This window comes from Halorubrum laminariae (assembly GCF_024494655.1).
Classification (GTDB): domain Archaea; phylum Halobacteriota; class Halobacteria; order Halobacteriales; family Haloferacaceae; genus Halorubrum; species Halorubrum laminariae.
This window is the reverse complement of the sequence record NZ_JANHDL010000001.1, coordinates 500,362-522,040: the sequence shown is the minus strand read 5'-3', so window position 1 is coordinate 522,040 and position 21,679 is coordinate 500,362. Positions and strand designations below refer to the sequence as shown.

Below are 21,679 nucleotides of genomic sequence, written 5' to 3'. Positions count from 1 at the left end.
TCGGCGCTGGCAGGCGTTGCCTCCGCCGCGTCCGCTACGCGAACGACCGTCGCGCCTCGATCGGCAAACGGAACGGGCGCAAAAATTTCCGACCGCGCGACCGATCTAGATGTAGTCGATCGAGCTGGGCAGTTCGAGCTTCATGCCCTTGCGCTCTCGGATCTCCATGATCTTCTCGCGCTGGAGGTTGTCGACGAGCACGCGGAAGCCCGCGTTCTCAGTGTTCCACGAGGCGCGGCCCTCGGTGGCCGAGCGGATGTCGGAGGAGAAGCCGATCATCTCCTCGACGGGCGCGATGCCCTCGACGACCATGAGGTCGCCCTCCTGGTACATGTCGTCGACGCGGCCGCGACGACCCTGAATCTCGCCGGAGGCGGCACCCATGTGTTCGCTGGGCACGTCGATCCGAACGTCTTGGATCGGCTCCAGCAGGCGGACCTCGCCGTCGATCAGCGAACGGTGGACCGCGTCGCGGACCGCGGGGATGACCTGCGCGGGACCGCGGTGGATGGTGTCCTCGTGGAGCTTCGCGTCGTGTAAGCGGAACAGCGACCCCTGCACCGGCTCGGCGGCGAGCGGCCCGTCGTCGAGGGCTTCTTGCAGCCCTTCGAGGACGAGTTCCATCGTCTCGTTGAGGTGCTGGATCCCCTTTGTGTCGTCGATGAGGATGTTCGTCCGGTGGATGTCCTCGACGTTCTGGGAGGTATCTTTGTCCATGCCGGCGTCCTGGAGCGCCTCCCGGCGCTCCAGTTCGGGCATGTCCATCGAGACCTCGCCGAGCTGGATGGCGTCGACGATCTCCTGGTCCATCGGCTCGACGGTGAGGTAGAACTTGTTGTGGCGGTTCGGCGACTGCCCCTCGACCTCGCGGGAGGCCTCCTGGGGCTGCTCGCGGAAGACCACGATCGGCTCGCCGGTGATGACCGGGATGCCCTGATTGTCGCGGATCCGCTGGGTGATCACTTCGAGGTGGAGCTCACCCTGTCCGCTGATGAGGTGCTCGCCCGTGTCCTCGTTGATCTCGATCTGGATTGTCGGGTCCTCTTTCGCAACCTGCTGGAGCGTCTCGATAAGCTTCGGCAGGTCGTCCATGTTCTGCGCCTCGACGGACTTCGTGATGACCGGCTCGGAGATGTGCTCGATCGACTCGAACGGCGTCATCTCCACGGAGGAGACGGTGGAGCCGGCGATGGCGTCGCGCAGCCCGGTTACCGAGGCGATGTTGCCAGCGGGAACGTGCTCCACTTCCTCGCGCTCCGATCCCATAAACAGACCGACGCTTTGGATACGGTTCTTGCCCGCCGTCCCGGAGACGTACAGCTCTTGGCCCTTCTCCAGCGTGCCGGAGAAGACGCGACCCGTCGCAATCTCGCCCGCGTGCGGGTCCATGGAGATGTCGGTGACCATGAAGACGACCTCGCCGTCCTCGTCGACCAGCCGCATCGTGTCAGCCAGCTCGGACTCGGGATCGCCGCGCCAGATACGCGGCACACGACGGGGCTGTGCGTCGACCGGATTCGGGAAGTGCTCACAGACCATGTCGAGCACCACGTCCGAAAGCGGCGTCCGCTCATGCAGCTCCTGTCGCTTGTCGTTCTGCTCGAGCTCCATGATGTCGCCGAAGTCCATGCCGGTCCGCTGCATCGACGGCATCGAGACGCCCCACTTGTACAGCGCGGAGCCGAACCCGACCGTGCCGTCCTCGACGGAGACGGTCCAGTCTTCGGGGATGTCGTCCATGTTCTCGGCCATCCCGCGGATGAGCTCGTTGACGTCGGCGATGACGGACATCAGCCGCTCTTGCATCTCCTGGGGCCCCTCCTGGAGCTCCGAGATGAGGCGGTCGACCTTGTTGATGAAAAGCGTCGGCTTCACGCCCTCGCGGAGCGCCTGCCGGAGCACCGTCTCCGTCTGCGGCATCGCGCCCTCGACGGCGTCGACGACCACCATCGCGCCGTCGACCGCGCGCATCGCGCGGGTGACGTCGCCCCCGAAGTCCACGTGGCCCGGGGTGTCGATGAGATTGATGAGGTGATTGGTGTCCTCGTACTCGTGGGTCATCGAGACGTTCGCCGCGTCGATGGTGATGCCCCGCTCCTGCTCGTCCTCCTTCGTGTCCATCGCGAGCTGCTCGCCCGCGGTGTCCTCGGAGATCATGCCGGCACCCGCGAGCAGGTTGTCTGACAGCGTCGTCTTCCCGTGGTCGACGTGGGCGGCGATGGCGATGTTCCGGATGTTCTCCGGTTCGTCCATCAGCCGCTCGCACTCTTGAACGATCTTCTTGCGTCGGCCCATTATACCGGTTGGTACCGACAGCAGGGTCAAAAGGGTAGTGTTTCGCTCCGGCCGTTTCGGGGTGGATCGGCCCGGATCGACGCCGATTCGCCGCTTTTGGCGTGCCGATTGATCGCACGATCGGTATGTAAACACGTGCCACGACGACGGCGGCTGGCCGGGCGCGATGAGTCGCGACCGGGTCGCAGCGGCGTCACGCGGATTTAAGTGTTTACTCGGGAATCGAAGAACATGAACGAGACGCTCTCGCGGATCGTCGACAGCGGCGTCGTTGCGGTGTTGCGCGGTGTCCCGGCGGATCAGCTCATCGAGATCGCGTCGGCGCTTCGCGACGGCGGCGTCACCGCCATCGAGGTCACCGCCGACACGCCAAACGTCGCCGACCTCCTCGACGAGGTCACCGGGTCGTTCGATGACGAGGTCGTCATCGGCACCGGGACGGTCCTCGACAGCGAGACCGCGCGGACGATACTGATGGCCGGCGCGGAGTTCGTCGTCTCGCCGAGCCTCCACGAGGACGTGATCGAGACGTGCAACCGCTACGGGGCCGTGAGCGCGCCCGGTGTGATGACGCCCACAGAAGCGGTCCGCGGCTACGAGGCCGGTGCTGACTTCGTGAAGGTATTCCCGGCGAAAACGGTGGGTCCCGCCCATATCGGCGCGATGAAGGGTCCGCTCGGACAGATTCCCATGATGCCGACCGGCGGCGTCGCCCCCGACAACGCCGCCGACTACATCGACGCCGGCGCGTTCGCTGTTGGCGCGGGCGGGGCGCTCGTCGACTACGACGCGGCCGAACGCGGCGACTACGAGGCCATCACTGACACCGCTCGCGAGTTCACGCGGGTCGTCGAGGAGGCCCGCGCGGACGACTGATCCGCCCGTCGGCGACGACCTAATTCTCACGAACGTTTAAGTTAATCCGCCGGGATACTATATAAATGCGATGACACGGCCCACCCGGCAACGGGATCACGACCGGCAGCGTGTGCGGGACGAGGATGTCGACGAGAGCGAGATCGACCCAGAAGAGGTGGACCCTGAAGACCTTGACCCCGAAGACTTCGATTCCGAGGATCTCACTCGGACGGCCGACGGCGAACTGATACACGAAGAAACCGGACTCATCGTCGAGGAAGAACAGATTGATCCCGGCCCGGAGTGGCGGGCGTTCAACCACTCGGAACGGCAGGAGAAGTCTCGCGTCGGTGCCCCCACGACGAAGACGATGCACGACAAGGGGCTGACGACGACGATCGACTGGAAGGACAAGGACGCGTACGGCCGCTCGATATCCTCGAAAAAGCGGTCACAGATGCACCGCCTTCGCAAGTGGCAAGAGCGGATTCGGACGAAGGACGCGGGCGAGCGCAACCTGCAGTTCGCGCTCTCGGAGATCGATCGGATGGCGAGCGCACTGGGTGTTCCCCGGTCGGTACGGGAAGTCGCCTCCGTCATCTATCGCCGCGCGCTCAACGAGGATCTCATTCGGGGCCGCTCCATCGAGGGCGTCTCCACCGCCGCCCTCTACGCCGCCTGTCGCAAGGAAGGAATTCCCCGATCGCTCGAAGAAATTTCCGACGTGTCGCGCGTCGACCGCAAAGAGATCGGGCGGACGTATCGGTACATCTCCCAAGAGCTCGGCTTGGAGATGCGTCCGGTCGATCCGAAAAAATACGTCCCCCGGTTCTCCTCGGAGCTGGAACTCTCCGAGGAGGTCCAGTCGAAGGCCAACGAGATCATCGAAACCACCGCCGAACAGGGACTGCTCTCCGGGAAGTCTCCTACCGGCTACGCGGCCGCCGCGATCTACGCCGCGTCGCTGCTCTGTAACGAGAAGAAGACCCAGCGCGAGGTCGCAGATGTCGCGCAAGTGACCGAAGTCACCATCCGCAACCGGTACCAAGAGCAGATCGAAGCGATGGGGATCCACAGCTAGCGCCGCCGCGTCGGTTGGCGGATCCCCTCCGGCGACTCGCCTGCCAGCACTGTCGAGCCGCCTACCAGCACCGTCGGCCTCCCCGCTAGCAACGTTCAAGCGGCCGCGGCCCCAACCGCAATCCGAATGCGGCTCGACGAGTTCATCGAGTTCGAGGCGAACGAGCGCGCCGAGCGCCGGCGACTCGCGAGCGAGAAGGACTACGCCATCCTCGATCACCTCGACTCCTTCGAGCGGCGCTTCGAGGAGCACGTCTCCGACGACGCGGTGGTCGGCAGCGTCTCCCCCTCGATTTTCGTCGGACGCGCGAACTATCCGACCGTCTCGACCGGCCTGCTCTCGCCGGTCGGCCGGGAGTCCGCCGCGGAGCGGTTCCGCACCTCCGGGGCGTGGTACGACGAGGGCGTCTCCATCGCCGACGTGTTCGACCGGCGGACGAGCCTGCTCAACTCGGCGCGCGGCGTCGACGTCGCGAGCGCGGGCGGAACCGGAACCGGGCCGTCCACCGCTCTCAACGCCCCCGCGACCGCTCGCGGCGACACTTCTGCACACTCCGTCCACGATGCGTGGGACGGCTGGCTCGGCGTCCAGCGCGAGGTCGCGATCGCCGACCGACCCGTCGACGTCGAGATCGGCTTGAACGGCGCTCCGGACCTCGATTTCGAGGTCGGCCCCGAGGACATTAAGACGCCGACTGGACCGCGGGCGGCCGCTCGCTCGGCCGAACTCGGCGAGAATCCGCACGTCCCCCGTCCGGTGAAAAAGACGCTCGAAGACGACGACTGGCGCGCCGAGGGCGCGATGACGTATCTCTATCGACGGGGATTCGACGTGTACGAGATCAATACGATCCTCTCCGCGGGCGCGCTCGGCCGCGGGAAGGACCGCCGGCTGGTGCCGACGCGGTGGTCGATCACCGCCGTCGACGACACCGTCGGGCGGTACCTCCGCGGCTCGATCCGCGACGACCCGACCGTCGATCGGATCGAGGTCCACCGCAACGAGTACTTGGGGAACGCGTTCTGGGTGATCCTCGTCCCCGGCCGCTGGGAGTACGAACTCGTCGAGATGAAATCACCCGGGTCGATCTGGAACCCCGACCCCGAAGCCGGAATCTATCTCGCGGCCGCGAGCGAGGGCCGTGAGGGTCGAACGGGATACGTCGAGGAAACCGCGGGCGCGTACTATGCCGCCCGCCTCGGAGTCTTAGAACACCTCGCCGATCGCGACCGACAGGCGAAGGCGCTCGTGGTGCGGCACGTCTCCGACGACTACTGGGGACCGGTCGGCGTCTGGCAGGTGCGCGAGGCCGTCAGGAACGCCTTTGAGGGGGAGTTCGGAACCGCGGAGACGTTCGGCGCGGCGGTCCGTGGCGTGGCCGATCACCTCCCGGTCTCACTGGGCCGCCTCCGCCGAAAATCGACGATGGCGGCCGGGCTACAGGCAAACTTGGGAGATTTCGTCGACGCGGAATAAACCGAATCGAGGCCTCTCACCGCAGTCTCCCGAGCACCACGCTTTTCTCTCGACGGCGAGTGACAACCGTCATGGTCCCGACAGTCCCCGCGTTCGGCGGTATACCCGCCGGCCCAGAGCTGCTGATAATCTTCCTGATCCTCGCGCTGTTCGTTGTTCCGGCGATCGCCGTCGCCGTGATCGTTCTGCTCGTTCTCAAACTCCGGTCGGACGACACCGACGGCGATCCACACGACGAGACTGACTCCGTCCGGTCGAACGCCGATCGGATCGCCGCGCTGGAGGCGGAGGTCGAACGGCTCCGCAAAAGGGTGGACGAGGAATCTGAAGAGGAACCGGACGAAGCATCAGACGAGCGCGACGGCGACGACCGACGGTGAGGTCTCCTCGCTCGGTGTCCGCCGGCCCCTCTCCTAGACGAAGGTAGTGACGGTCATTCCGACGGTGAGCGCCGCCCCGAGCGCGACTACGATCCCCTCTCCGGTCCCGATCATGTCGTAGTCGCGGGCGCGCAGCGCGACCGCGAGCATCCCGCCGACGGCCAACGCCACCATCGCGACGGCCAGCAGGTCGGTGAGTAGTGCCATGGTTTCGCATGGATCTCCCGTCTATTGAAAGTTCGCTCCCAGATCGGTGGCCGGACGGTCTGCTCTCGGCCGGACGGTCCGCTCTCGGTCGACGCTCCCGTCGTGACAAGATATATTCCCGTCCTCGTCCTTGCGCTGGGTATGCGGATGGAACTGCGGGTGTGCAAACACTGCCACAACGGCGAACACGGGAACGAACACAAGACCGCCGTCACGCGCGACATGGTCACGTGTGCCGAGCGCATCCGCGAGTACAAGGACCTGATCGACATCGATTCGCTGTATATCACCTACGTCGAGGAGGGCGATACCGGCGGTGCAGAGGCGCTGCCGGCGATCGTCGCCTCGATCGGAGAAAACCAGATCCAGCTCGCCGACACTCAGCTGGTGATGGAGGACGCGGACGGCAACATGCTCGTCTATCCCGAACCCGAAGACATCATCCAGGTGTTGACCCGCAACATCGACCAACTGACCGAACAGACCCGGCAGGACGTGACCGTCGACCTCTCTCCCGAGACCGCGGAGCTGCTGTAGCGACGGGCGAAAACGGTTCTAGAAAAGAGTCTCGGTCAGTCGTCGCGGGGGTCGCTGCCGTCGATCTCCGCGCGCGGTTCGCCGCCGTCGGCCGCGGTCGCGGGCGATTCCTCCGTCTGCGTGTCCGCGTTGTAGCGCGCCCGGAGGACGTTCCCGTACATCGACAGGGTCAGCCCGAGGAACAACACGAGGAAGCCGACGTTGATGCCGATCGTCCGCAGGAGGCTCCCCTCGTTGAACGCGAGTTCGCGGGGGATCGGGTAGCCGCCGTACGAGACCGACGCGAGCATCACGCTGACGATGCCGACGACGGTGGCGACGCCGACGATATTGGTCACCCACCGCCACGACTTCTTCCGGCGGAGCTGCTCGATGCCGGTCGTCTCGTGGTCGTCAGGGTCGCCGTGGAAGTTCGGCGTGTCCTCCTTCGGCAGGAACGCCTTCATCTCGACCGGGAAAAAGGCCGGGTGGAAACCGTGCTCGAAGGTGTGGAACATGATTCCCATCAGCATGATGATCCCGAGCAGTCCGTGGAAGGCGACGAACGCCATCGCCGCCGACTGGCTGTTGTAGAGCTCGATGAGCCACACCTTCTGCCAGATGAGTAATCCCGTAATCATCAACAACAGGAGCTCGACGGTGAAGATGGCGACGACGCCCTTGCCGATGTACGAGAGAAGGGGAACCTCGTCGGCCTTGTATCCGGCGAACTGACGGGCGTTGGGGTGGCGCTCGTCCGCACGCCCGAGGGCGAACTGAACGTCCTGAACGAACGCCTCGATGTCCCCTTTGTTCGGCAGGAGCGCTCGGATCCCGCCGCCGTTCGTCCGGCTCAACAGCATGTACGGCACCCAGAAGCCGGTCAGCGCGATGAGCGAGAAGGCGGCGGCGCGGTGGACCACCAACACGCCGGCGTTACCGCCCATCAGCTCGACGAGCCACCACAACTCGGTGTTGAACGCGACGGCGTACCCGGTGAAAAACAGCAGGAAGACCGTCAACGCAAGCAACGAGTGGAATAGCGTCGTCACCCGCGAAAACTTCCCGTGGTCGAGGCTCGTCATTCCCGGTCACCTCCTTGCGGTTCGCCGCCGTCGGTCGCGGTCGCCTCCGCCGTCGCTCCCGCCTCGGTTCCCGCCGGCGGCCGCATCCGCCCCGCGAGCCGGTGGAATGCCGTCCAATGTATGAGCATCAACAGGAGGATGAAAATCCCCATCACCACGTCGGCGAAGTGGATGAAGTCGATCAGGAACGTCAGGGTGGCGTTGGTGACGCCGGCCTCCCAGCTGGCACCGACGCCGCCGCCGCTCAGCGTGGGACGGACCCGCATCATCGCCTCATACCAGACTCCCCGCGAGCTGAAGAACCACACCGATCCCGTCGCCAGCACGAGGCCGAACACCGCACAGCCCCAAAAGATGAGGCGGTCGGCGCGGCCGTCACCGTTCGATACCGCCGACGCCTCCGACGTCACCGGCTCCTCGTCGGCCGTGCCGCCGTCGGTTGTCTCTCGGGTATCGGGATCGCTCATGCGTCGCTCACCATGTCGGCGTCGTCTCCGAAGATGATCTCGAGGGCGGTGTCGTTGAAGAATGACCCGCTCTCGCGCTGTTCGAGCTCGTCCGCGATGTCGCCGGCAGAGCCGACGAGGATGGCGTCGGTCGAACACTCCTCCGCGCACGCCGGTCCTTTCCCGGCCTGCTGGCGCGATCGACAGCCGGTACACTTGTCCATCACGCCGCCGGTGCCGAACACCTCGGAGCTGACGGTCCCCTCGCTGTCCGGGAACTGCGGAGCGCCGAACGGACAGGCCGACAGGCAGTACTGACAGCCGACACAGAGGTCGTCCGACACCGTCACGAAGCCGTCGTCCTCCTTCTGGAGGGCGTTGGTCGGACACACCGACACGCACGGGGCGTTCTCGCAGTGGTAACACTGCATCGGTAAGCTGGTCTCGCCGGGATTTTGCCCCTCCGCGAGGGCGGCCGTCTGGCGGTGGTTGTACCCCTCGTCTCCCTCCCGACCCTCCAGCATGGTCGAGACGTCGATCCGCTGTTCGGTGTTCGGTACGTCCCAAGTGCGTTTACACGAGACGACGCAGGCCCCGCAGTCGATACAGGCCTCCACGTCGGGGAAGATCCGCATCCCCTCACCCGTGGACATCACGCCGTCGCTCATTCGTGTTTCGTTGTGTGTTGACATCAGTCGTCACCGAAGCTCTCTTGGCTCATGTCCCACTCGCGCGTGTCGTAGGATTTCTGTCGGCCGATTCCGGCCTCGTCCTGCGGGTAGTCAATGAACTCCATGTCGAGTTCCTCGACGCGTGTCTCCGTCGCCTTCTCCATGACGACCATCCCCGCCTTGGTCTCTTGCATCTGGGTCTCCACGTCGAAGCCGGAGGCCGTCACGATGTTCGCCGAGTCGCCGATCGCCAGCGGCTTCGTCCCTTCGGGGTAGGCGTCCGCTTGGCTCTGGCCGCTGAAGACGCCGCCCCAGTGGTACGGTAGGAAGATCTCCTCGCTGTTCGGTCGCTCGGTCACCTTCGCTTTCACGAGGATCGAACTCTTTTCGGGGGCGGTCGGATGGATGATGACGTGGTCCTCGCCGCCACGGAGGTCCATCTCCTCGGCGACGTCCGGATGGATCTCCGCGTACATGTGCGGCTGGAGGTCGGCCGTCAGGGGATTGTTCCGCGTCTCCGCGCCGCCGCCCTGATGTTCGACCTGTCGACCGGACGTGAGGATCATCTGTTGGGCCCCGTCCGGCATTTCCTCTTGGGCCGACTGTACCTCTCGCATCGCGTTCTCCTGTGTCGTCGCGTTGTTCTGGTCGAGCCGCCAGAAGTTGGTCTGCTGGCCGTTGGCGGGCCACTCCTCGACGAGGTCCGGCCGCGGGCTCTCGATCGGCTCGCGGTGGACCGGCACGGTGTCGAGGAAGTTCCACGCGACTGCGCGGGCCTTGCCCCGCCCGGTCGGCGGGTCCGGCTGGTTGTTGTCGAACTGCTGCCAGAAGTCCAAGTCGTGGTTCTGGCCGTAGTTCTCGTTGAGTTCCTGCGCCGCATCGAACGCGGAACGGTCCTCCCGAAGCGCGTACTCCTGTGGCAGCGACTGCTGGTGCGGTTCGGTCACGTCGTCCGGCAGCGTCGTCGTGAACGCCGGGTACTGCGGCACGCCCTCGATGGTGTCGTCCCACCACTCGGGTTCGAAGTCCTCGCGAAGCAGGTCGAGGCCGTCGGTCTCGCCCTCCTCGGCGACCGTCTCCGCCATCGGGTACGGCTTGTCGACGCCCATGTCGTCCCACTCGTCGGGCGTGGGTGCCTGCGTGCCCCAGTTGGTTCGGAAGTCGTGGCCGCCGTCTCGCGGGTCGAGCTCCGAGGTCCAGATGATCGGCGTGCCGGGGTGGTCGCCGCCCCAGTATGGCCACGGTAGCGACCAGTACTCGCCGTCGACCGGCGTCCCCGGCGCGTCCGCTCGGAGCGTGTCGGTGTCGAACAGGTAGTCGTACTCGACGTGCTGTTGGAGCTTCTCCGGCGGCTGCTGGTAGCCGATGGACCGAGTGCCGAGGTTGATCTCGCGGACGACGTCCTCGTGGGTCGACCGGTCGTTGTAGATCGCCTCGCCGGAGCCCCAGTCGAAGTGCTCGCCGAAGCCGAGCTCGTGGGCCAGCTCCATGAATATCTGGAGGTCCGGCTTGGAGTTGTGCGCGGGCGGCGATGCGCGTTCGGACCACTGGACCGATCGGTTGGTGTTGGTCAGCGTTCGAACGTGCTCGTACTGGCTCGACGCGGGCAGAAGCAGGACGTTGTCCTCCTTCGGGAGCGTGCCGGCGACCGACGGGAAGACGTCGACGACCACCAGCAGGTCCAGTGCCTCCATCGCCCGCCGCTGTTTGTCCATCTCGGAGATGGAGTTCGCGGAGTGTCCCCAGTAGAAGGCCATCTTTACCGGGTCTGGCTGGTAGAGGTCCGACTCGTTGAGACGCTCGCTCTGCTCGATCGCGGCCTCGTACCACCGGGCGACGGTCAGCCCCTCGCGGAACATCATGTTACCCGCGGTGTCCGGCCAGCTCGTGTCGCGGTCGGAGTCCGGGGACTCGCCGTTGATCTTCTCGAAGAGGTCGTCGTCCATCGTGGCGAAGTAATCATCGTGGAGCTCCTCGGCCGTAATCTCTCCCGAGGTCCACGGGCTCTGGTCCCAGACGTTGGTCCAGTGCTCCCACGATCCCGCGCCACCGACGCCGTAGTAGCCGGGGAGGATCGACGACTCGACGCCCAGGTCGGTCGCTCCCTGCACGTTGGCGTGGCCGCGCATGACTTGGAGGCCGCCGCCGGACCGAGCCGCAGACCCCCACCCCAGCGACGCCAGCGCGTACGAGCGGATGTTCTGGGTGCCGTTGTTGTGCTGCGTGCCGCCCATCGCCCACTCGATCTGGATGTTCGGCTGGTTTTCGATGACCAGATCACCGATCTCTTCGAGGCTCTCCTCGCTGATCCAAGTGATGTCGGCGACGGTTTCGAGGTCGTACTCGTCCAGTTCGGCGTCGACGTCCGGCCACCCCATCGTCCGCTCGTCGATCATCTCCTCGTCGAGTTCGCCTTGGTCGCGGACGTACTTGATGAGGCCCATCATGATCGCCACGTCCGTGCCGGGTCGCATCCGGTGGAACCGATCCGCGTGCGCCGACGTCTTCGTGTACCGGGGGTCGATTGAGATGATGGTGCCGCCCCGCTTTTGGCCCTCCAAGATGTGCTGCATCACGACCGGATGGGCCTCTGCCGGGTTCTGCCCGATGATGATGAGCAGGTCAAAGTTCCGGTAGTCGTTGATCGTGTTGGTCATGGCCCCGTAGCCCCACGTGTTCGCGAGGCCGGTGACGGTCGTCGAGTGGCAGATGCGCGCTTGGTGGTCGACGTTGTTCGTGCCGAGGAACGCCGAGAACTTCCGCGAGGCGTACGCCGACTCGTTGGAGTGGTGCGCCGACCCGAGCAGCATCACGCTCTCGGGGCTGTACTGCTCGACGGTCTGCGCGTAGGTGTCGGCGATCTGCTGATAGGCCTCGTCCCACGAGATCTTCCGCCACTCCCCGTCCTCTTTCCGCATCGGATGTTTGAGCCGCCGCTCGGAGTGCTCGGTTTCGAGGATTCCGGCCCCCTTCGAACACAGCGACCCGTTGTTCAGCGGGTTCTCGTGCCACGGCTCTTGGCCGACGAACGCTTCGCCGTCCTTGACGGCCTTGAACCCACAGCCGATAGAACAGTAGTTGCAGATCACCTTCGCTGTCTCGGCGTCGTCGCCGACGCCGTCCGATTCCTCCTCCTGTCCAAGGACCTGTCCAGTCGTGCCGCCTCCGAAGGCGACCGCGCCCGCCAGCGCGGAGGCCTTCATGAACGACCGCCTGTCTAGGTCGAGTGTTACCGGCTCGCTCATGTGTTACCGCTCCATGTGCCCGATCGCGCATGCCCCGTGCGCCTAATTGGCATACGTAATGTACCCAAATCCGTAATTAAAAGAAACTTCCGGCAGAACCGGGGAATACCACCTAATTTCATCAGTATAGTATATTTTGTGATATATAGACACACGAGATTCACCAGAGAATATATATGCTAGTAGAGGTGGAAGAGAATCTCGCCGCTGTTTCGCGCGGATTTGGCTCGCGCGCGACTGGTCTCCCGTGACTCTCTCGTGGACGCGTCGATCCCGGCGAACCTCTTCCACTGCCGCTCCCCAATTCGCAGCAAGCCCTTTGCCACTCCAGTCACAACACCGGTCTCATGAACACGGGGACCTTCGTCTGCTCCTGTGCGGATACCTGTGACATCGACCTCGTTGAGGCCCGCGAGGGCGTCGAGGGCGTCGACGTTGCAGCGAGTTCGCAAATGCTCTGTGGCGACGGACGCGACGCCATGTCCGCGGTCATCGACGACCACGACCTCGACCAGCTCGTCGTCACCTGTCCGGATTCGGGCGTCCAGGAGTCTCTCCGCGAGCTGGCGGTTGACCACGGGCTCCACCCCGACGCCGTCGAGTTCGTCGATCAGCGCGAGGGGGCCGGATGGGTCCACGGCGAGTCCGCTGCCACCGACAAGACCGCCCGGCTGGCCAACGCCGCGGCGACCCGTCTCGATCACGAGCCGATCGAGCGCACTCACACCCGCGAGGCCGGCGACAGCGTCGCCGTCGTCGGCGACCCCGACACCGCCGTGGCGCTCGCCGACACGGCCGACGTGACCCTCGTCGCCGACGGCGAAGAGCTGGCCGGCGAGCCGGACCTCGACGAGGTGACCGTCGAGCGTGGCCGCGTCGCGGACGTCTCGGGACAGTTCGGCGACTTCACGCTGACGCTCGAAGCCCGCGTCACCGAGGACTGCATCTCCTGTATGGAGTGCGTCCGGCGAGGCCCCGACGGGATGGTCACCAGCAGGCCGGTCGACATCGACCCCGAGGCCCCCGGAGGGGAGTGGACCGACTGCTGTCCCGTCGAGGCCATCGAGACGGACGGCGTCACGCGCGAACTGGAGGTCGATCAGGTCGTCTACCCCGGCGCTGCCGCCGACACCCGCGGCGGCCGGATCGGCTTTTACACCCACGTCGACGCCGGGACGGTATCGGCGATCGAGTCCATGCTCGGCGGCTACGAGGGGCCCGACCACCTCGATCTCGATATGGACGTCTGTGCCGCTGGCAAGTCCGGACAGGAGGGGTGTACCGCCTGCGTCGACGCCTGCCCGCACGGCGCGGTCGAGCGCCCCCGCGTCGACGACGTGGACTTTTTCAAAGAGGCGTGTCGGAACTGCGGGGCCTGTACGAGTTCGTGTCCGACCGGTGCGGTCACGCTCCGAGACCCCGACAACGAGCGGATCGCCCGACAGGTGGAGGCCCTGTTGCGGCCGACCACCGACGACTCGGGAGGGTGGCTCTTCGACCACGGCTCGGAGGGGATCGAGACGCCGGTCGTCGCGTTCGTCTGCTCGGAGCGGGCCGCCGAGGCGATCTCGGAGTACGGCCGCCGCTCCCAGATCGGGTCGGATATCGAGTACCCGCCGATCCTCCCGGTCCGCGTCAACTGCACGGACACCGTCGGCGAGGCGCACGTCACCCACGCGCTGGCGGCGGGCGCTGACGGCGTCGCCGTCGTCGGCTGCGGCGACTCCTGTCTCCACTCCGGACCGGACCCGAAGGCCGAACTGGTCGAGCGACTCAACCGTGCCACGTCGGACCTCGGCCTCGGCGATCGTGTCGCCTTTTTCGCTCCCGACCTCGCCGACCACGAGTCGTTCGTCTCCGAACTCGACGCGTTCGTTGGGGGACTCGACGCCTCGCCAGTCCCGGCCGGCGAACACGAGGCGTCGGGACGGCTCGACCCCGGTGCCGGCGGCGGAGAGTCCGGAGCCGCGCTGACCGACGGCGGGGTCGCGGCCCGGCCGAGCGGCGGCCCGCGTCCGAACCCCGACTTCAACAGCCACGACTGGACGCTGGAGAGCGTCCGTGCCATCCTCGACCACGCCGACCCCGAGCGCGACGTGATCCGCGGCCTGAAAGACTTCGCGGCCGTCGAGGTCTCCGACGACTGCACTCTGACGCCGACGTGCTCCAACCTCTGTCCGACCGACGCGCTCCGCCGAGACGGCGCGGAGCTACAGTTCAGCCACGAGCGCTGCGTCAACTGCGGGCTCTGCGAGGAGGGCTGTATGGAAGACGCGATCTCGCTCGACGCCGGGCTTCACCTCAATCGGCTCCCGGAGAACCGCGGCGGCGAGGCGTGGGAGGCGGCCTTCGAAGGCGCGATGCGCGAGTGTGCCAACTGCGGCAAGCCGTTCGCCAGCGAGGGCACGGCCAACAAGATCCAAGACGAGGTCGGTGGGCTCGTCGCGGGATTGACCGCCGGCGACGAGAACGTCTTCGACTACTGTTCGGACTGCCGCGTGCGGCTCCTCCACGGGAGCGGCGAGGGGGGTGAGCGATGACGCTCGATCAGGCGGCCCTCTACGAGACGCGACTCGAACTCTCAGCGTTCTTGGTGGACGCCTTCGCCGACTACCCGCCGGAGGAACTGCTCGAACGTCTGCTCGCGGGCGATTTCGATCTTCCCGACCCCGGCGTCTCAGACGACCTCGACGCCGGTTTCGAGCGGCTCCGGACGTTTGTCGCCGACAACGAGGGTCGCAATGTCGACGCCGTCCGCGACGAGCTCGAACGCGAGTACACTCGCGTCTTCGTCGGTCCGCGGCCGACCGTTCTCCCCCACGAGACGCACTACCGCGACGACACCGACTTCCGGGGCGAGGGGCTCGCGAAAGTGGAGGCCAGTTACGGGGCGGCAGGGTGGTCGCCGCCCGACGATTATCCAGAGGAGAACGACCACGTCGCCGTCGAGATGGCGTTCCTCAGACACCTCATTGAGCGCCAGCAGGCGGGCGACGAGGAGACGCTGGGCTTCCAGCGCGTCTTTCACGACGAACACCTCTCCGAGTGGATCGACGACTGTGCGCGGGACGTGCTGGACAACACCGACGAGCCGTTCTACGAGGCGGCGGCGTACCTGCTATCCGGGTACGTCGCTTTCGAAGCAGAGATCGCCGGTCAGATGACGTGAGACGGTCCGTGAAGTATTCGACGCTGAACTACTCGTCGTCGTCCTCGTCGTCTGTGAGGCCGAGGTCCATCTCTTCGGGGTCGCGCTGTCCGTCGTTTATCTCGTGGGACGCGTTGTGCGTCCACGTCTCGTGGCCGTTACAGCGCTGGCAGCCGGTGTCGGGACGCCATCCGCTGTCTTCGTGCATACGAGTCACATACCCGCCGACGGTCATATAACTTCCCCCTCCGACGAACGCTCTCGTCGCTCGGGGTGTAGCAGACTCTCTCGCCGCTCACTCGGGAGTGACGGCGTCGGAATCGAGGAACGCGCCGGCGAACAGATCGACGTGGAGCCGCAGCACCGTCTCGCGGTCGACGCCGGACGACTCGGCCTGTGCGTCCAGAAACGCCAGCAGGTTCTCGCTCGGCTCGAATCGAACCGTCTCGCCGGACTCGTCGAGTTCAAACCGGACCTCGTCTGTGCCGGTGACGAGGTGTTCGATCTCGAGGAGCGCCTGCTCCGCCTTGGCTTCGAGGGCGGCCTCCTCGGTCATCACGCGCTCTTCGGCCCACTGATCCGCGGCTCGGCGGAACCGATCCGAGAGAGGGAGTTCGACGGGTTCGCTCACGGGTCCGCCGCCCCCTCGAAGGCCGGTTCCCATGTCGTCGTCGCGCCGCAGCCGGGACACTCGCGGACGGTCGGCTCCGACAGCGGGTTTCCGCGGTCGATGAGTCCGCACTCGGCACACTCGTAGTACATCTACTGCGGCGGCCACTCCTCCGGTTCGGGGTTCTGTTCGCCCAGCTCGCCGAAGACGGCGACGGTGAAGCCGATGAGGACCAACAGGACGACTCCGCCGACGACGCCGCCGATGCCGTGTTGGCCGATCCACTCGCTTGCGGCGATCGGTCCGGCGCTCGCGGCGACGTTCAGGAGGGTGAGCACTGTCCACCCCACGAACAGCAGCAGCGCTGCCGTGAGCAGTCCGTTCTGTCGCCCCGCGGTTCGAAGGCTCATGGGCGTGATACTCGGTCGCACAATCTAAAGCTTTCCCCGCCACGGCAGGTGGACGAGTCACCGACCGACGTCGCTATCCGAGGTCCCAACCGGCCTTCTCGGCGGCCGTCTCTAGGGGAATGAACTCCCAGCCCGCCGCCTCGGCGATCCACTCGTCGTCGTCGGTCCCGACGACCGCCAGCCGCTCGGCGTAGAACATAGAGGTCTCGTCGACCTCGGCGAGCCGCTCGACGGGGCCGTCTCCCGTCCCGTTGAAGAAGTCGGCGTCGACGCCGTGTTCGCGCTGGAACCGAGTGATGACCGGTGCGCTCACGTCGCCGACGATCCCGATCCAGTCGGCCCACTCGCGCGCCGAGACGACGACCAGTCGCGGGTCGGAAAGCTCCGTCAGCGCGTCGTAGGTCAGCGCCAGCGTCATCTCGTCGATGCCGCCGCCGTGGGGACCGCCCCCCATCGGTCGGGCATCGTCGGGCGCGTCGGAGGGCGTCGCGCCCGTGCCAGAACCTCCGCTGTCGGTCGGGATCCCGGCGGGCTTGTCCTCGTTCTTGCGCGGGACCCGTGGGATGGCGTCGGCCGAGCCGTCGGCCGCAGCAGCGTCATCCCCACTGTCCGCGTCGGCCGGATCGGTGTCTGCGCTGCCGGCGGCACCGTCGTCGCGCCCGCGACCAACGGCCGAGTCCGCCGAGTCGCCGTCGATCCAATCGGGACCGCCGCCCCGCAGCCAAGAGTCGCGGTCGGGTGCCGGTTCTTCGTCGTCGTCAGTCTCGATGTCGTCGAGGTCGATTCGTTCAGTCATCGTCGTCCGTCGGAGGGGCGTTCTCGGGCGAGGTCCCGACCGGCGTCTCGGCGTCGACAGTCGCGTCGAGGTCGAGCCGCGCGAGCGTCTCGGGGGTCGGCAGCCCATCGCCGTCCCACCCGCGGGCGGCGTAGTAGGCGTCGAGGAGCCGCTCGAAGGCCTCGGGATCGATGCGGTCGCCCGTCGCGGGACCGTTGGGAACTGGTTCGGTCAGCACGGGCGGCAGCTCGTCGGCCGCCCGGTCGAACCCCTCGCGGGCGTTGAACAGCCGCACGAGGTTCCAGATCCGCTCGCCGGCGAGCCGGAGCGACTCGGCGTCGCGGTCGCGGCCGAGGGCGTCGAACCACTCCGCTCCGAACTCGTCCCACAGCGGCTCGCCGGCGAAGTCGTCGGCGACGAAGCTCCACAGCGCCGATCGGGTGTTCTGGGCGGTGACGACCGCCGCGACGCGCTCGCTCGTCGACGCCTCCTCGGCTACGGCCTCCCACTCGATGGGACGGGCGCGCCGGTGGCAGCCGCCGCGGTCGCTCGTCGCGTACGCGAGCGCCATGCCGACGGCCGCTCGCGGGTCGTAGGCCGGCAGCTCCATCGACTTGACCGTTGGGATGGCGTCGTCGGTGCCGTACGCGTCCGCCGCGGCGTCGACGCCGCCTGCGAGCGCCTCGGCGATCCCCGGCTCGCACGGCCCCGCCGTCCCGGTCGCGATGGCCTCGATGAGCGCCCGTGCGCCGTCGGGATCGCCGAAAGAGACGTCGCAGTCGACGCGCCCGGCCTCGGACGCCCGGACCGCCCACGCGACGGCATTACCGGCCGAGATAACATCGACCCCGAGCCGGTCACAGAGCTCGCCGAGCGCCGCGACGGCGTCGAACTCCTCTACGCCGAGTCCCGCCCCGAGCGTCATCGGGGTCGCGCCGCGAGGCACCGAGCGGCCCTCGTCGGTCTCCACCTCGAAGCCGCCGGGCACCGCGCGGTCGGGGCGTTCCCGGCCCACGGCGGCGTCTTCGGCGGCTTCGATGCCGATGTCGTCGGCCGCCTCGAAGCGATCCCGCTGCCACCCCTCGGTGGCAAGCGCGCCCACCTCGTTCGCGAAGTCGACGCTTTCGAGGGTCTCGCCGGCGGCCTGCCAGCGTCCCGTGTCGCCCTCGGCGTAGGCGCGCTCGCCGCGCTCTCTGAGATCGGCCAGTTCGGGCGGCACCGCCGGCGGGTCGTCGCGGACCACGACGGCCTTGAGCCGCTTCGACCCCATGACGGCACCGGCTCCGCCGCGGCCGGCGTGGTGATCGCCCGCGTCCGAGGCGATCGTCGCGTAGCTCACGCCGCGCTCGCCCGCGGGCCCGATACAGGCGACGCCCGCGTCCGGGTGTTCGGCGTCCGTCTCGACCGTGTCCGCGCCCCACGCGTCGGCCGGCTCGACGCGCGCGTCACCGCCCTCGACGACGATATGCACCGGCTCGTCGGCGGCTCCGGTCACGAGCAGCGCGAGGCAGTCGTCGAGCGAGCCGGCCAGTCGTCCGGCGAAGTCACCGCCGGCGTACGAGTCGAGGAAGCCGCCCGTCAGCGGTGACTTGGTCACGGCGGCGTAGCGGGTCTCGCCGGGCAGATACCCCGAGAGGGGTCCCACGCAGAAGGCCAGCAGATTGTCGGAGCCGAGCGGATCGGTTCCGGCGTCGAGCTCGGCGTAGAGGTAGCGTGCGCCCAGTCCCTTGCCGCCGACGAAGTGTCGACGCCATCGGTCCGGAACGGGCTCGCGGCTGACGGTCTCCGCCGAGAGGTCGACCCGCAGGACGTGGTCGCGTTCGGCCATCTCTCAACCGGTTCGACCCAGGTACGCAAAAGCGTGGCGGCGGGGGGAGACGGAGCGTCTGCGATCCACGGATCAGTCCTCGGCCCAGTAGTACAGCTCCTCGCGGGGCGCGTCGCAGCTCGGACAATTCTCGGGGAGCTCGCCGCCGATCTCGCCCATCTCGCCGCACTCCCAGCACCGCCACATCACGTAGGCGGTGCCGAACACGTCGCGGGCGTCGGTGAGCGCGAGCGGCTCCGAGCCCGCGGGCGAGGAGACGTAGAAGCCGTCGTCGTCGACGCCCCGGACCGTCCCGATCTGCTCGCCGTCCGCGTCGTACACCTCTTGACCGATGCTCACGTCGGCGAACACGGGATCTTCGGTGGCCATACAGATGCGTACGCGACGTATCGACAAAAGTGTGATCCACGTTGACACACAACTCAACACCGCCCCATCGCGGTGGCGCGTCCCGGTGAGCGCCCATGCGGGCGCGAACCGCCGGCGCGAGGGAGGCCGGCCCGGCGCTTGAGCGCCGGGCCGACGAGGTTGGGGAGGCGTGAGGTGTGGATCGGTGCGGGTCGGTTCGGGTCAGTGCGGGTCAGTGCGGGTCGGTACGGGTCAGTGCGGGTCGGTACGGGTCAGTGCGGGTCGGTACGGATCAGTGTCGATGAGACTCGAAGAGTAGGGTTTCAGCGGTCGCGGCAACGACCAGTTCGGATAACACTCCTTACGCCACCGGCGTGCGCTCGACCACGGTGCCGTCGACGGTCGGGTACTGCTCGACGATCTCGCCCTCCGCCAAGTCGCCGTCCTCGACCATCTCTTCGAGGAGCCACCACGCGACCTCGACGTGGTCCGACTTGACCGTGTAGAACTCCTCGGGGACGCCGAGCGCCTCGAACTGGTCCGGCTCGGTGAACGCCTTCCCGTAGACGAGCGTGCCGTCGTCGGTCACCTCGTCGAACTCCCGGCGGATGTTCTTCGCCATCCGCTTCAGGCGGTTGCGGTGCTGGGCCGCGTCCTTGAACACCGAGGTACAGAAGTACACCTTCTCGTGGCTCGCCATCTCCTCCAAGATCGCGTCGTCTTTCGACCCCTCGACGGCGGACATGTGTCCCTCCTGCAGCTCGAAGCCCTCCTCTTGCATCCGGCGGTAGTTCCCGTCGGACATTTCGAACTCGTTGATGTTGCAGAATTCCGCCGCGCCCTCGTCCAGAAAGTCCAGAAACTCGGGCTCCGCTCGGATGCCGGGTATCTCGAAGGCGGGCGTGAGCCCCTCCTCGCGGGCGATGTACAAGATCTCTTCCCACTCGGTGCCGTGCATGTCGCCCCACAGCTCGACGGGCGGGTGAAAGCGAATCTCGTCGAGGCCGGCCTCGCTCAGCCGGCGCATGTTCTCGCGGCCGCCCGTGATACCGGTGTAGAGGTGCGTGTGGTGGTCCTCGCCGAACTCGTCTTTGAGCAGTTCGAGGTACCGCGTCGTCTTCGCCATCGCCTCCTGCGGCTCGCCGCCCGTGATCGAGGTGCCAAGCGCGCTCATGCGCTTCGCCTCTTCGATCACGTCCTCGTCGTCTTCGACTTTCCGCTCGTTCGCGTACACGTCGGTGACGTTCTTCCGGTTCTCTCCGAGGGGGCAGTAGAAGCAGTCCCGCTGGTCGCAGTAGCCGTAGACGAAAAGAACCATCTTGCCGCCTTTGGCGCACTGTTCACAGCCCTTGGAGATCATCTACTTCCCCGTACCGTCCGCGACGTGAAAAAGCGTGCGAAGCGCGTCGGAGCCTGTCGCGCCGCGTCCCGGCGCTCCGCACCCGCCGCACCGAGGGTGATCCGCGACCGTCGGGCACAAAGTATGTACCTCTGATTCGAGAACGGGTACCCATGACACGAGACCAGCGGAGCCAGTCGACGACCGAGCAGCCCCCGGACCGCGACCGGTCGACCGAGAAGCCGGATCCGGCGACCACGCGCCGTCGCGCGCTCGCGCTCTCGGGTGCCGTCGGACTGGCCGGTCTCGCCGGCTGTACCGCGCTCGACGTGGCGACCGGCGGGGAGCCGGCCGAGTTCACCGCCGGCACCGCGACGGTCGCCGACGCGACGCTCTCCGAGAGCGGCTACGAGCTCAACGAGGTGTCGGACCAGACCACCTCACGCGAGGTCGAGGTTGCCGGACAGACCCGAGAGGTCCGCGTGACGAACACCATCGCCGAGTACGACAAGGCGGTCGAGCTGTTCGGCGAGCGCTACCAGGCCGCCGTCTTCGCCGCGGTGACGACGCCGCAGATCGAGGTGCTCGGGCAGACGCTCAACCCGATCGACGATCTCAGCGCGCGCGAACGCGCCGACCTCATCTTGAGCCGCTACGAGAACGTCGGCGACTTGGAGCGCGGCTCGGAGTACACGACGACGGTCCTCGACGCTGACGCCGCCGTCGTCGTGTACACGGCCGACGGCGAGATCGGGGGGACCGGCGCGAGTACCGAGTTAGAACTCCACGTCGGCGAGCCCATCTCGACCGGCGACGACTTCGTCCTCCCGCTCGCGGCGTATCCGGCCACGTTCAGCGACGGCGAGAACGTCCGTCGGATGATGAACGGGATCGAACACGAGTCTGAGTAGCGGTCGCGACTCGACCGCCGCCTCGCCCGGTTCCGAACTCGCGAGGGGGA

General features: G+C 66.8%; 22 protein-coding genes. 8 read left to right on the top strand and 14 right to left on the bottom strand.

From position 1 onward, the window contains the following. Positions 1-105: 105 nt before the first annotated feature. Entirely contained in the window at positions 106-2,295 is a 2,190-nt protein-coding gene (locus tag NO887_RS02535) for an elongation factor EF-2 (RefSeq protein ID WP_256416932.1), read from the bottom strand. A 231-nt stretch (positions 2,296-2,526) separates the two neighbouring features. On the opposite strand from NO887_RS02535, the gene NO887_RS02530 reads away from it, so the two are divergent. The 4 genes from NO887_RS02530 to NO887_RS02515 all read left to right on the top strand — a co-directional run bounded on the left by NO887_RS02530 (position 2,527) and on the right by NO887_RS02515 (position 6,090). Further along, a complete protein-coding gene (locus NO887_RS02530; protein WP_256416931.1) occupies positions 2,527-3,171 on the top strand; it encodes a bifunctional 4-hydroxy-2-oxoglutarate aldolase/2-dehydro-3-deoxy-phosphogluconate aldolase in 645 nt (214 codons plus the stop codon). A gap of 70 nt (positions 3,172-3,241) precedes the next feature. Then, a complete protein-coding gene (locus NO887_RS02525) occupies positions 3,242-4,234 on the top strand; it encodes a transcription initiation factor IIB (RefSeq protein WP_256416930.1) in 993 nt (330 codons plus the stop codon). A 126-nt stretch (positions 4,235-4,360) separates the two neighbouring features. Beyond that, complete coding sequence (locus NO887_RS02520; RefSeq protein WP_256416929.1) at positions 4,361-5,710, top strand: Nre family DNA repair protein; 1,350 nt, start codon at positions 4,361-4,363, stop codon at positions 5,708-5,710. Positions 5,711-5,781: 71 nt separating this feature from the next. Beyond that, a complete protein-coding gene (locus NO887_RS02515) occupies positions 5,782-6,090 on the top strand; it encodes a preprotein translocase subunit TatA (protein ID WP_256416928.1) in 309 nt (102 codons plus the stop codon). A 33-nt stretch (positions 6,091-6,123) separates the two neighbouring features. Here the strand turns inward: NO887_RS02515 and NO887_RS02510 are convergent, their stop codons facing one another. Further along, on the bottom strand, positions 6,124-6,297 hold the full coding sequence (locus NO887_RS02510) for a hypothetical protein (protein ID WP_256416927.1): 174 nt from the start codon (positions 6,295-6,297) through the stop codon (positions 6,124-6,126). 141 nt (positions 6,298-6,438) lie between these two features. Between NO887_RS02510 and NO887_RS02505 the strand changes: the two genes are divergently transcribed. Further along, positions 6,439-6,834 (top strand): hypothetical protein, encoded by a 396-nt coding sequence (locus tag NO887_RS02505; protein WP_256416926.1) that lies wholly within the window; start codon positions 6,439-6,441, stop codon positions 6,832-6,834. A 35-nt stretch (positions 6,835-6,869) separates the two neighbouring features. On the opposite strand, the gene NO887_RS02500 is transcribed toward NO887_RS02505, so the two are convergent. Genes NO887_RS02500 through NO887_RS02485 form a run of 4 tightly spaced genes read right to left on the bottom strand, consistent with a single transcriptional unit; the run spans position 6,870 to position 12,260 of the window. Further along, positions 6,870-7,898 carry a cytochrome b/b6 domain-containing protein gene (locus NO887_RS02500; protein ID WP_256416925.1) on the bottom strand — a complete coding sequence of 343 codons (1,029 nt, stop codon included), beginning with the start codon at positions 7,896-7,898 and terminating at the stop codon, positions 6,870-6,872. Next, a complete protein-coding gene (locus NO887_RS02495) occupies positions 7,895-8,365 on the bottom strand; it encodes a hypothetical protein (RefSeq protein WP_256416924.1) in 471 nt (156 codons plus the stop codon). Before NO887_RS02495 ends, NO887_RS02500 begins: the two co-directional genes overlap by 4 nt. After that, a complete protein-coding gene (locus NO887_RS02490) occupies positions 8,362-9,036 on the bottom strand; it encodes a 4Fe-4S dicluster domain-containing protein (RefSeq protein ID WP_256416923.1) in 675 nt (224 codons plus the stop codon). The genes NO887_RS02495 and NO887_RS02490 overlap by 4 nt, the downstream gene beginning before the upstream one ends. Then, entirely contained in the window at positions 9,036-12,260 is a 3,225-nt protein-coding gene (locus NO887_RS02485) for a molybdopterin-dependent oxidoreductase (protein ID WP_256416922.1), read from the bottom strand. The genes NO887_RS02490 and NO887_RS02485 overlap by 1 nt, the downstream gene beginning before the upstream one ends. A 347-nt stretch (positions 12,261-12,607) precedes the next feature. Between NO887_RS02485 and NO887_RS02480 the strand changes: the two genes are divergently transcribed. Together NO887_RS02480 and NO887_RS02475 are read left to right on the top strand one after the other, a co-directional pair. Continuing rightward, positions 12,608-14,800 carry a hydrogenase iron-sulfur subunit gene (locus tag NO887_RS02480; protein WP_256416921.1) on the top strand — a complete coding sequence of 731 codons (2,193 nt, stop codon included), beginning with the start codon at positions 12,608-12,610 and terminating at the stop codon, positions 14,798-14,800. Continuing rightward, positions 14,797-15,429 (top strand): TorD/DmsD family molecular chaperone, encoded by a 633-nt coding sequence (locus NO887_RS02475; protein ID WP_256416920.1) that lies wholly within the window; start codon positions 14,797-14,799, stop codon positions 15,427-15,429. The genes NO887_RS02480 and NO887_RS02475 overlap by 4 nt, the downstream gene beginning before the upstream one ends. Before the next feature lie 28 nt (positions 15,430-15,457). Here NO887_RS02475 and NO887_RS02470 read toward each other — a convergent pair whose 3' ends face one another. The 8 genes from NO887_RS02470 to NO887_RS02435 all read right to left on the bottom strand — a co-directional run bounded on the left by NO887_RS02470 (position 15,458) and on the right by NO887_RS02435 (position 20,739). Further along, entirely contained in the window at positions 15,458-15,616 is a 159-nt protein-coding gene (locus NO887_RS02470) for a hypothetical protein (RefSeq protein ID WP_256416919.1), read from the bottom strand. 87 nt (positions 15,617-15,703) lie between these two features. Further along, positions 15,704-16,039: a hypothetical protein gene (locus NO887_RS02465; protein WP_256416918.1), complete on the bottom strand. Its 336-nt coding sequence runs from the start codon at positions 16,037-16,039 to the stop codon at positions 15,704-15,706. Next, positions 16,036-16,170 (bottom strand): hypothetical protein, encoded by a 135-nt coding sequence (locus NO887_RS02460; protein WP_256416917.1) that lies wholly within the window; start codon positions 16,168-16,170, stop codon positions 16,036-16,038. Before NO887_RS02460 ends, NO887_RS02465 begins: the two co-directional genes overlap by 4 nt. Further along, positions 16,171-16,428, bottom strand: a complete 258-nt coding sequence (locus tag NO887_RS02455) for a hypothetical protein (protein WP_256416916.1) — start codon at positions 16,426-16,428, stop codon at positions 16,171-16,173. It lies immediately after the preceding gene. Between the two features lie 73 nt (positions 16,429-16,501). Further along, positions 16,502-17,224: a DUF7124 domain-containing protein gene (locus NO887_RS02450; RefSeq protein WP_256416915.1), complete on the bottom strand. Its 723-nt coding sequence runs from the start codon at positions 17,222-17,224 to the stop codon at positions 16,502-16,504. Next, complete coding sequence (locus NO887_RS02445) at positions 17,217-19,031, bottom strand: aldehyde ferredoxin oxidoreductase family protein (RefSeq protein WP_256416914.1); 1,815 nt, start codon at positions 19,029-19,031, stop codon at positions 17,217-17,219. Before NO887_RS02445 ends, NO887_RS02450 begins: the two co-directional genes overlap by 8 nt. A gap of 72 nt (positions 19,032-19,103) precedes the next feature. Continuing rightward, positions 19,104-19,400 (bottom strand): DUF7130 family rubredoxin-like protein, encoded by a 297-nt coding sequence (locus NO887_RS02440; RefSeq protein WP_256416913.1) that lies wholly within the window; start codon positions 19,398-19,400, stop codon positions 19,104-19,106. 340 nt (positions 19,401-19,740) lie between these two features. Further along, positions 19,741-20,739 carry a radical SAM protein gene (locus NO887_RS02435; protein ID WP_256416912.1) on the bottom strand — a complete coding sequence of 333 codons (999 nt, stop codon included), beginning with the start codon at positions 20,737-20,739 and terminating at the stop codon, positions 19,741-19,743. Positions 20,740-20,891: 152 nt separating this feature from the next. Between NO887_RS02435 and NO887_RS02430 the strand changes: the two genes are divergently transcribed. Continuing rightward, positions 20,892-21,629: a DUF6517 family protein gene (locus tag NO887_RS02430; RefSeq protein ID WP_256416911.1), complete on the top strand. Its 738-nt coding sequence runs from the start codon at positions 20,892-20,894 to the stop codon at positions 21,627-21,629. Positions 21,630-21,679 lie beyond the last annotated feature (50 nt).

What these genes read in the sequence shown, in the direction of transcription:
- NO887_RS02450 (WP_256416915.1), bottom strand. Translation starts at nt 17,224, where the DNA reads ATGACTGAACGAATCGACCTCGACGACATCGAGACTGACGACGACGAA.
- NO887_RS02480 (WP_256416921.1), top strand. Translation starts at nt 12,608, where the DNA reads ATGAACACGGGGACCTTCGTCTGCTCCTGTGCGGATACCTGTGACATC.
- NO887_RS02515 (WP_256416928.1), top strand. Translation starts at nt 5,782, where the DNA reads ATGGTCCCGACAGTCCCCGCGTTCGGCGGTATACCCGCCGGCCCAGAG.
- NO887_RS02500 (WP_256416925.1), bottom strand. Translation starts at nt 7,898, where the DNA reads ATGACGAGCCTCGACCACGGGAAGTTTTCGCGGGTGACGACGCTATTC.
- NO887_RS02435 (WP_256416912.1), bottom strand. Translation starts at nt 20,739, where the DNA reads ATGATCTCCAAGGGCTGTGAACAGTGCGCCAAAGGCGGCAAGATGGTT.
- NO887_RS02460 (WP_256416917.1), bottom strand. Translation starts at nt 16,170, where the DNA reads ATGTACTACGAGTGTGCCGAGTGCGGACTCATCGACCGCGGAAACCCG.
- NO887_RS02440 (WP_256416913.1), bottom strand. Translation starts at nt 19,400, where the DNA reads ATGGCCACCGAAGATCCCGTGTTCGCCGACGTGAGCATCGGTCAAGAG.
- NO887_RS02525 (WP_256416930.1), top strand. Translation starts at nt 3,242, where the DNA reads ATGACACGGCCCACCCGGCAACGGGATCACGACCGGCAGCGTGTGCGG.
- NO887_RS02430 (WP_256416911.1), top strand. Translation starts at nt 20,892, where the DNA reads ATGACACGAGACCAGCGGAGCCAGTCGACGACCGAGCAGCCCCCGGAC.
- NO887_RS02470 (WP_256416919.1), bottom strand. Translation starts at nt 15,616, where the DNA reads ATGCACGAAGACAGCGGATGGCGTCCCGACACCGGCTGCCAGCGCTGT.
- NO887_RS02490 (WP_256416923.1), bottom strand. Translation starts at nt 9,036, where the DNA reads ATGTCAACACACAACGAAACACGAATGAGCGACGGCGTGATGTCCACG.
- NO887_RS02495 (WP_256416924.1), bottom strand. Translation starts at nt 8,365, where the DNA reads ATGAGCGATCCCGATACCCGAGAGACAACCGACGGCGGCACGGCCGAC.
- NO887_RS02505 (WP_256416926.1), top strand. Translation starts at nt 6,439, where the DNA reads ATGCGGATGGAACTGCGGGTGTGCAAACACTGCCACAACGGCGAACAC.
- NO887_RS02510 (WP_256416927.1), bottom strand. Translation starts at nt 6,297, where the DNA reads ATGGCACTACTCACCGACCTGCTGGCCGTCGCGATGGTGGCGTTGGCC.
- NO887_RS02520 (WP_256416929.1), top strand. Translation starts at nt 4,361, where the DNA reads ATGCGGCTCGACGAGTTCATCGAGTTCGAGGCGAACGAGCGCGCCGAG.
- NO887_RS02485 (WP_256416922.1), bottom strand. Translation starts at nt 12,260, where the DNA reads ATGAGCGAGCCGGTAACACTCGACCTAGACAGGCGGTCGTTCATGAAG.
- NO887_RS02535 (WP_256416932.1), bottom strand. Translation starts at nt 2,295, where the DNA reads ATGGGCCGACGCAAGAAGATCGTTCAAGAGTGCGAGCGGCTGATGGAC.
- NO887_RS02445 (WP_256416914.1), bottom strand. Translation starts at nt 19,031, where the DNA reads ATGGCCGAACGCGACCACGTCCTGCGGGTCGACCTCTCGGCGGAGACC.
- NO887_RS02475 (WP_256416920.1), top strand. Translation starts at nt 14,797, where the DNA reads ATGACGCTCGATCAGGCGGCCCTCTACGAGACGCGACTCGAACTCTCA.
- NO887_RS02530 (WP_256416931.1), top strand. Translation starts at nt 2,527, where the DNA reads ATGAACGAGACGCTCTCGCGGATCGTCGACAGCGGCGTCGTTGCGGTG.
- NO887_RS02455 (WP_256416916.1), bottom strand. Translation starts at nt 16,428, where the DNA reads ATGAGCCTTCGAACCGCGGGGCGACAGAACGGACTGCTCACGGCAGCG.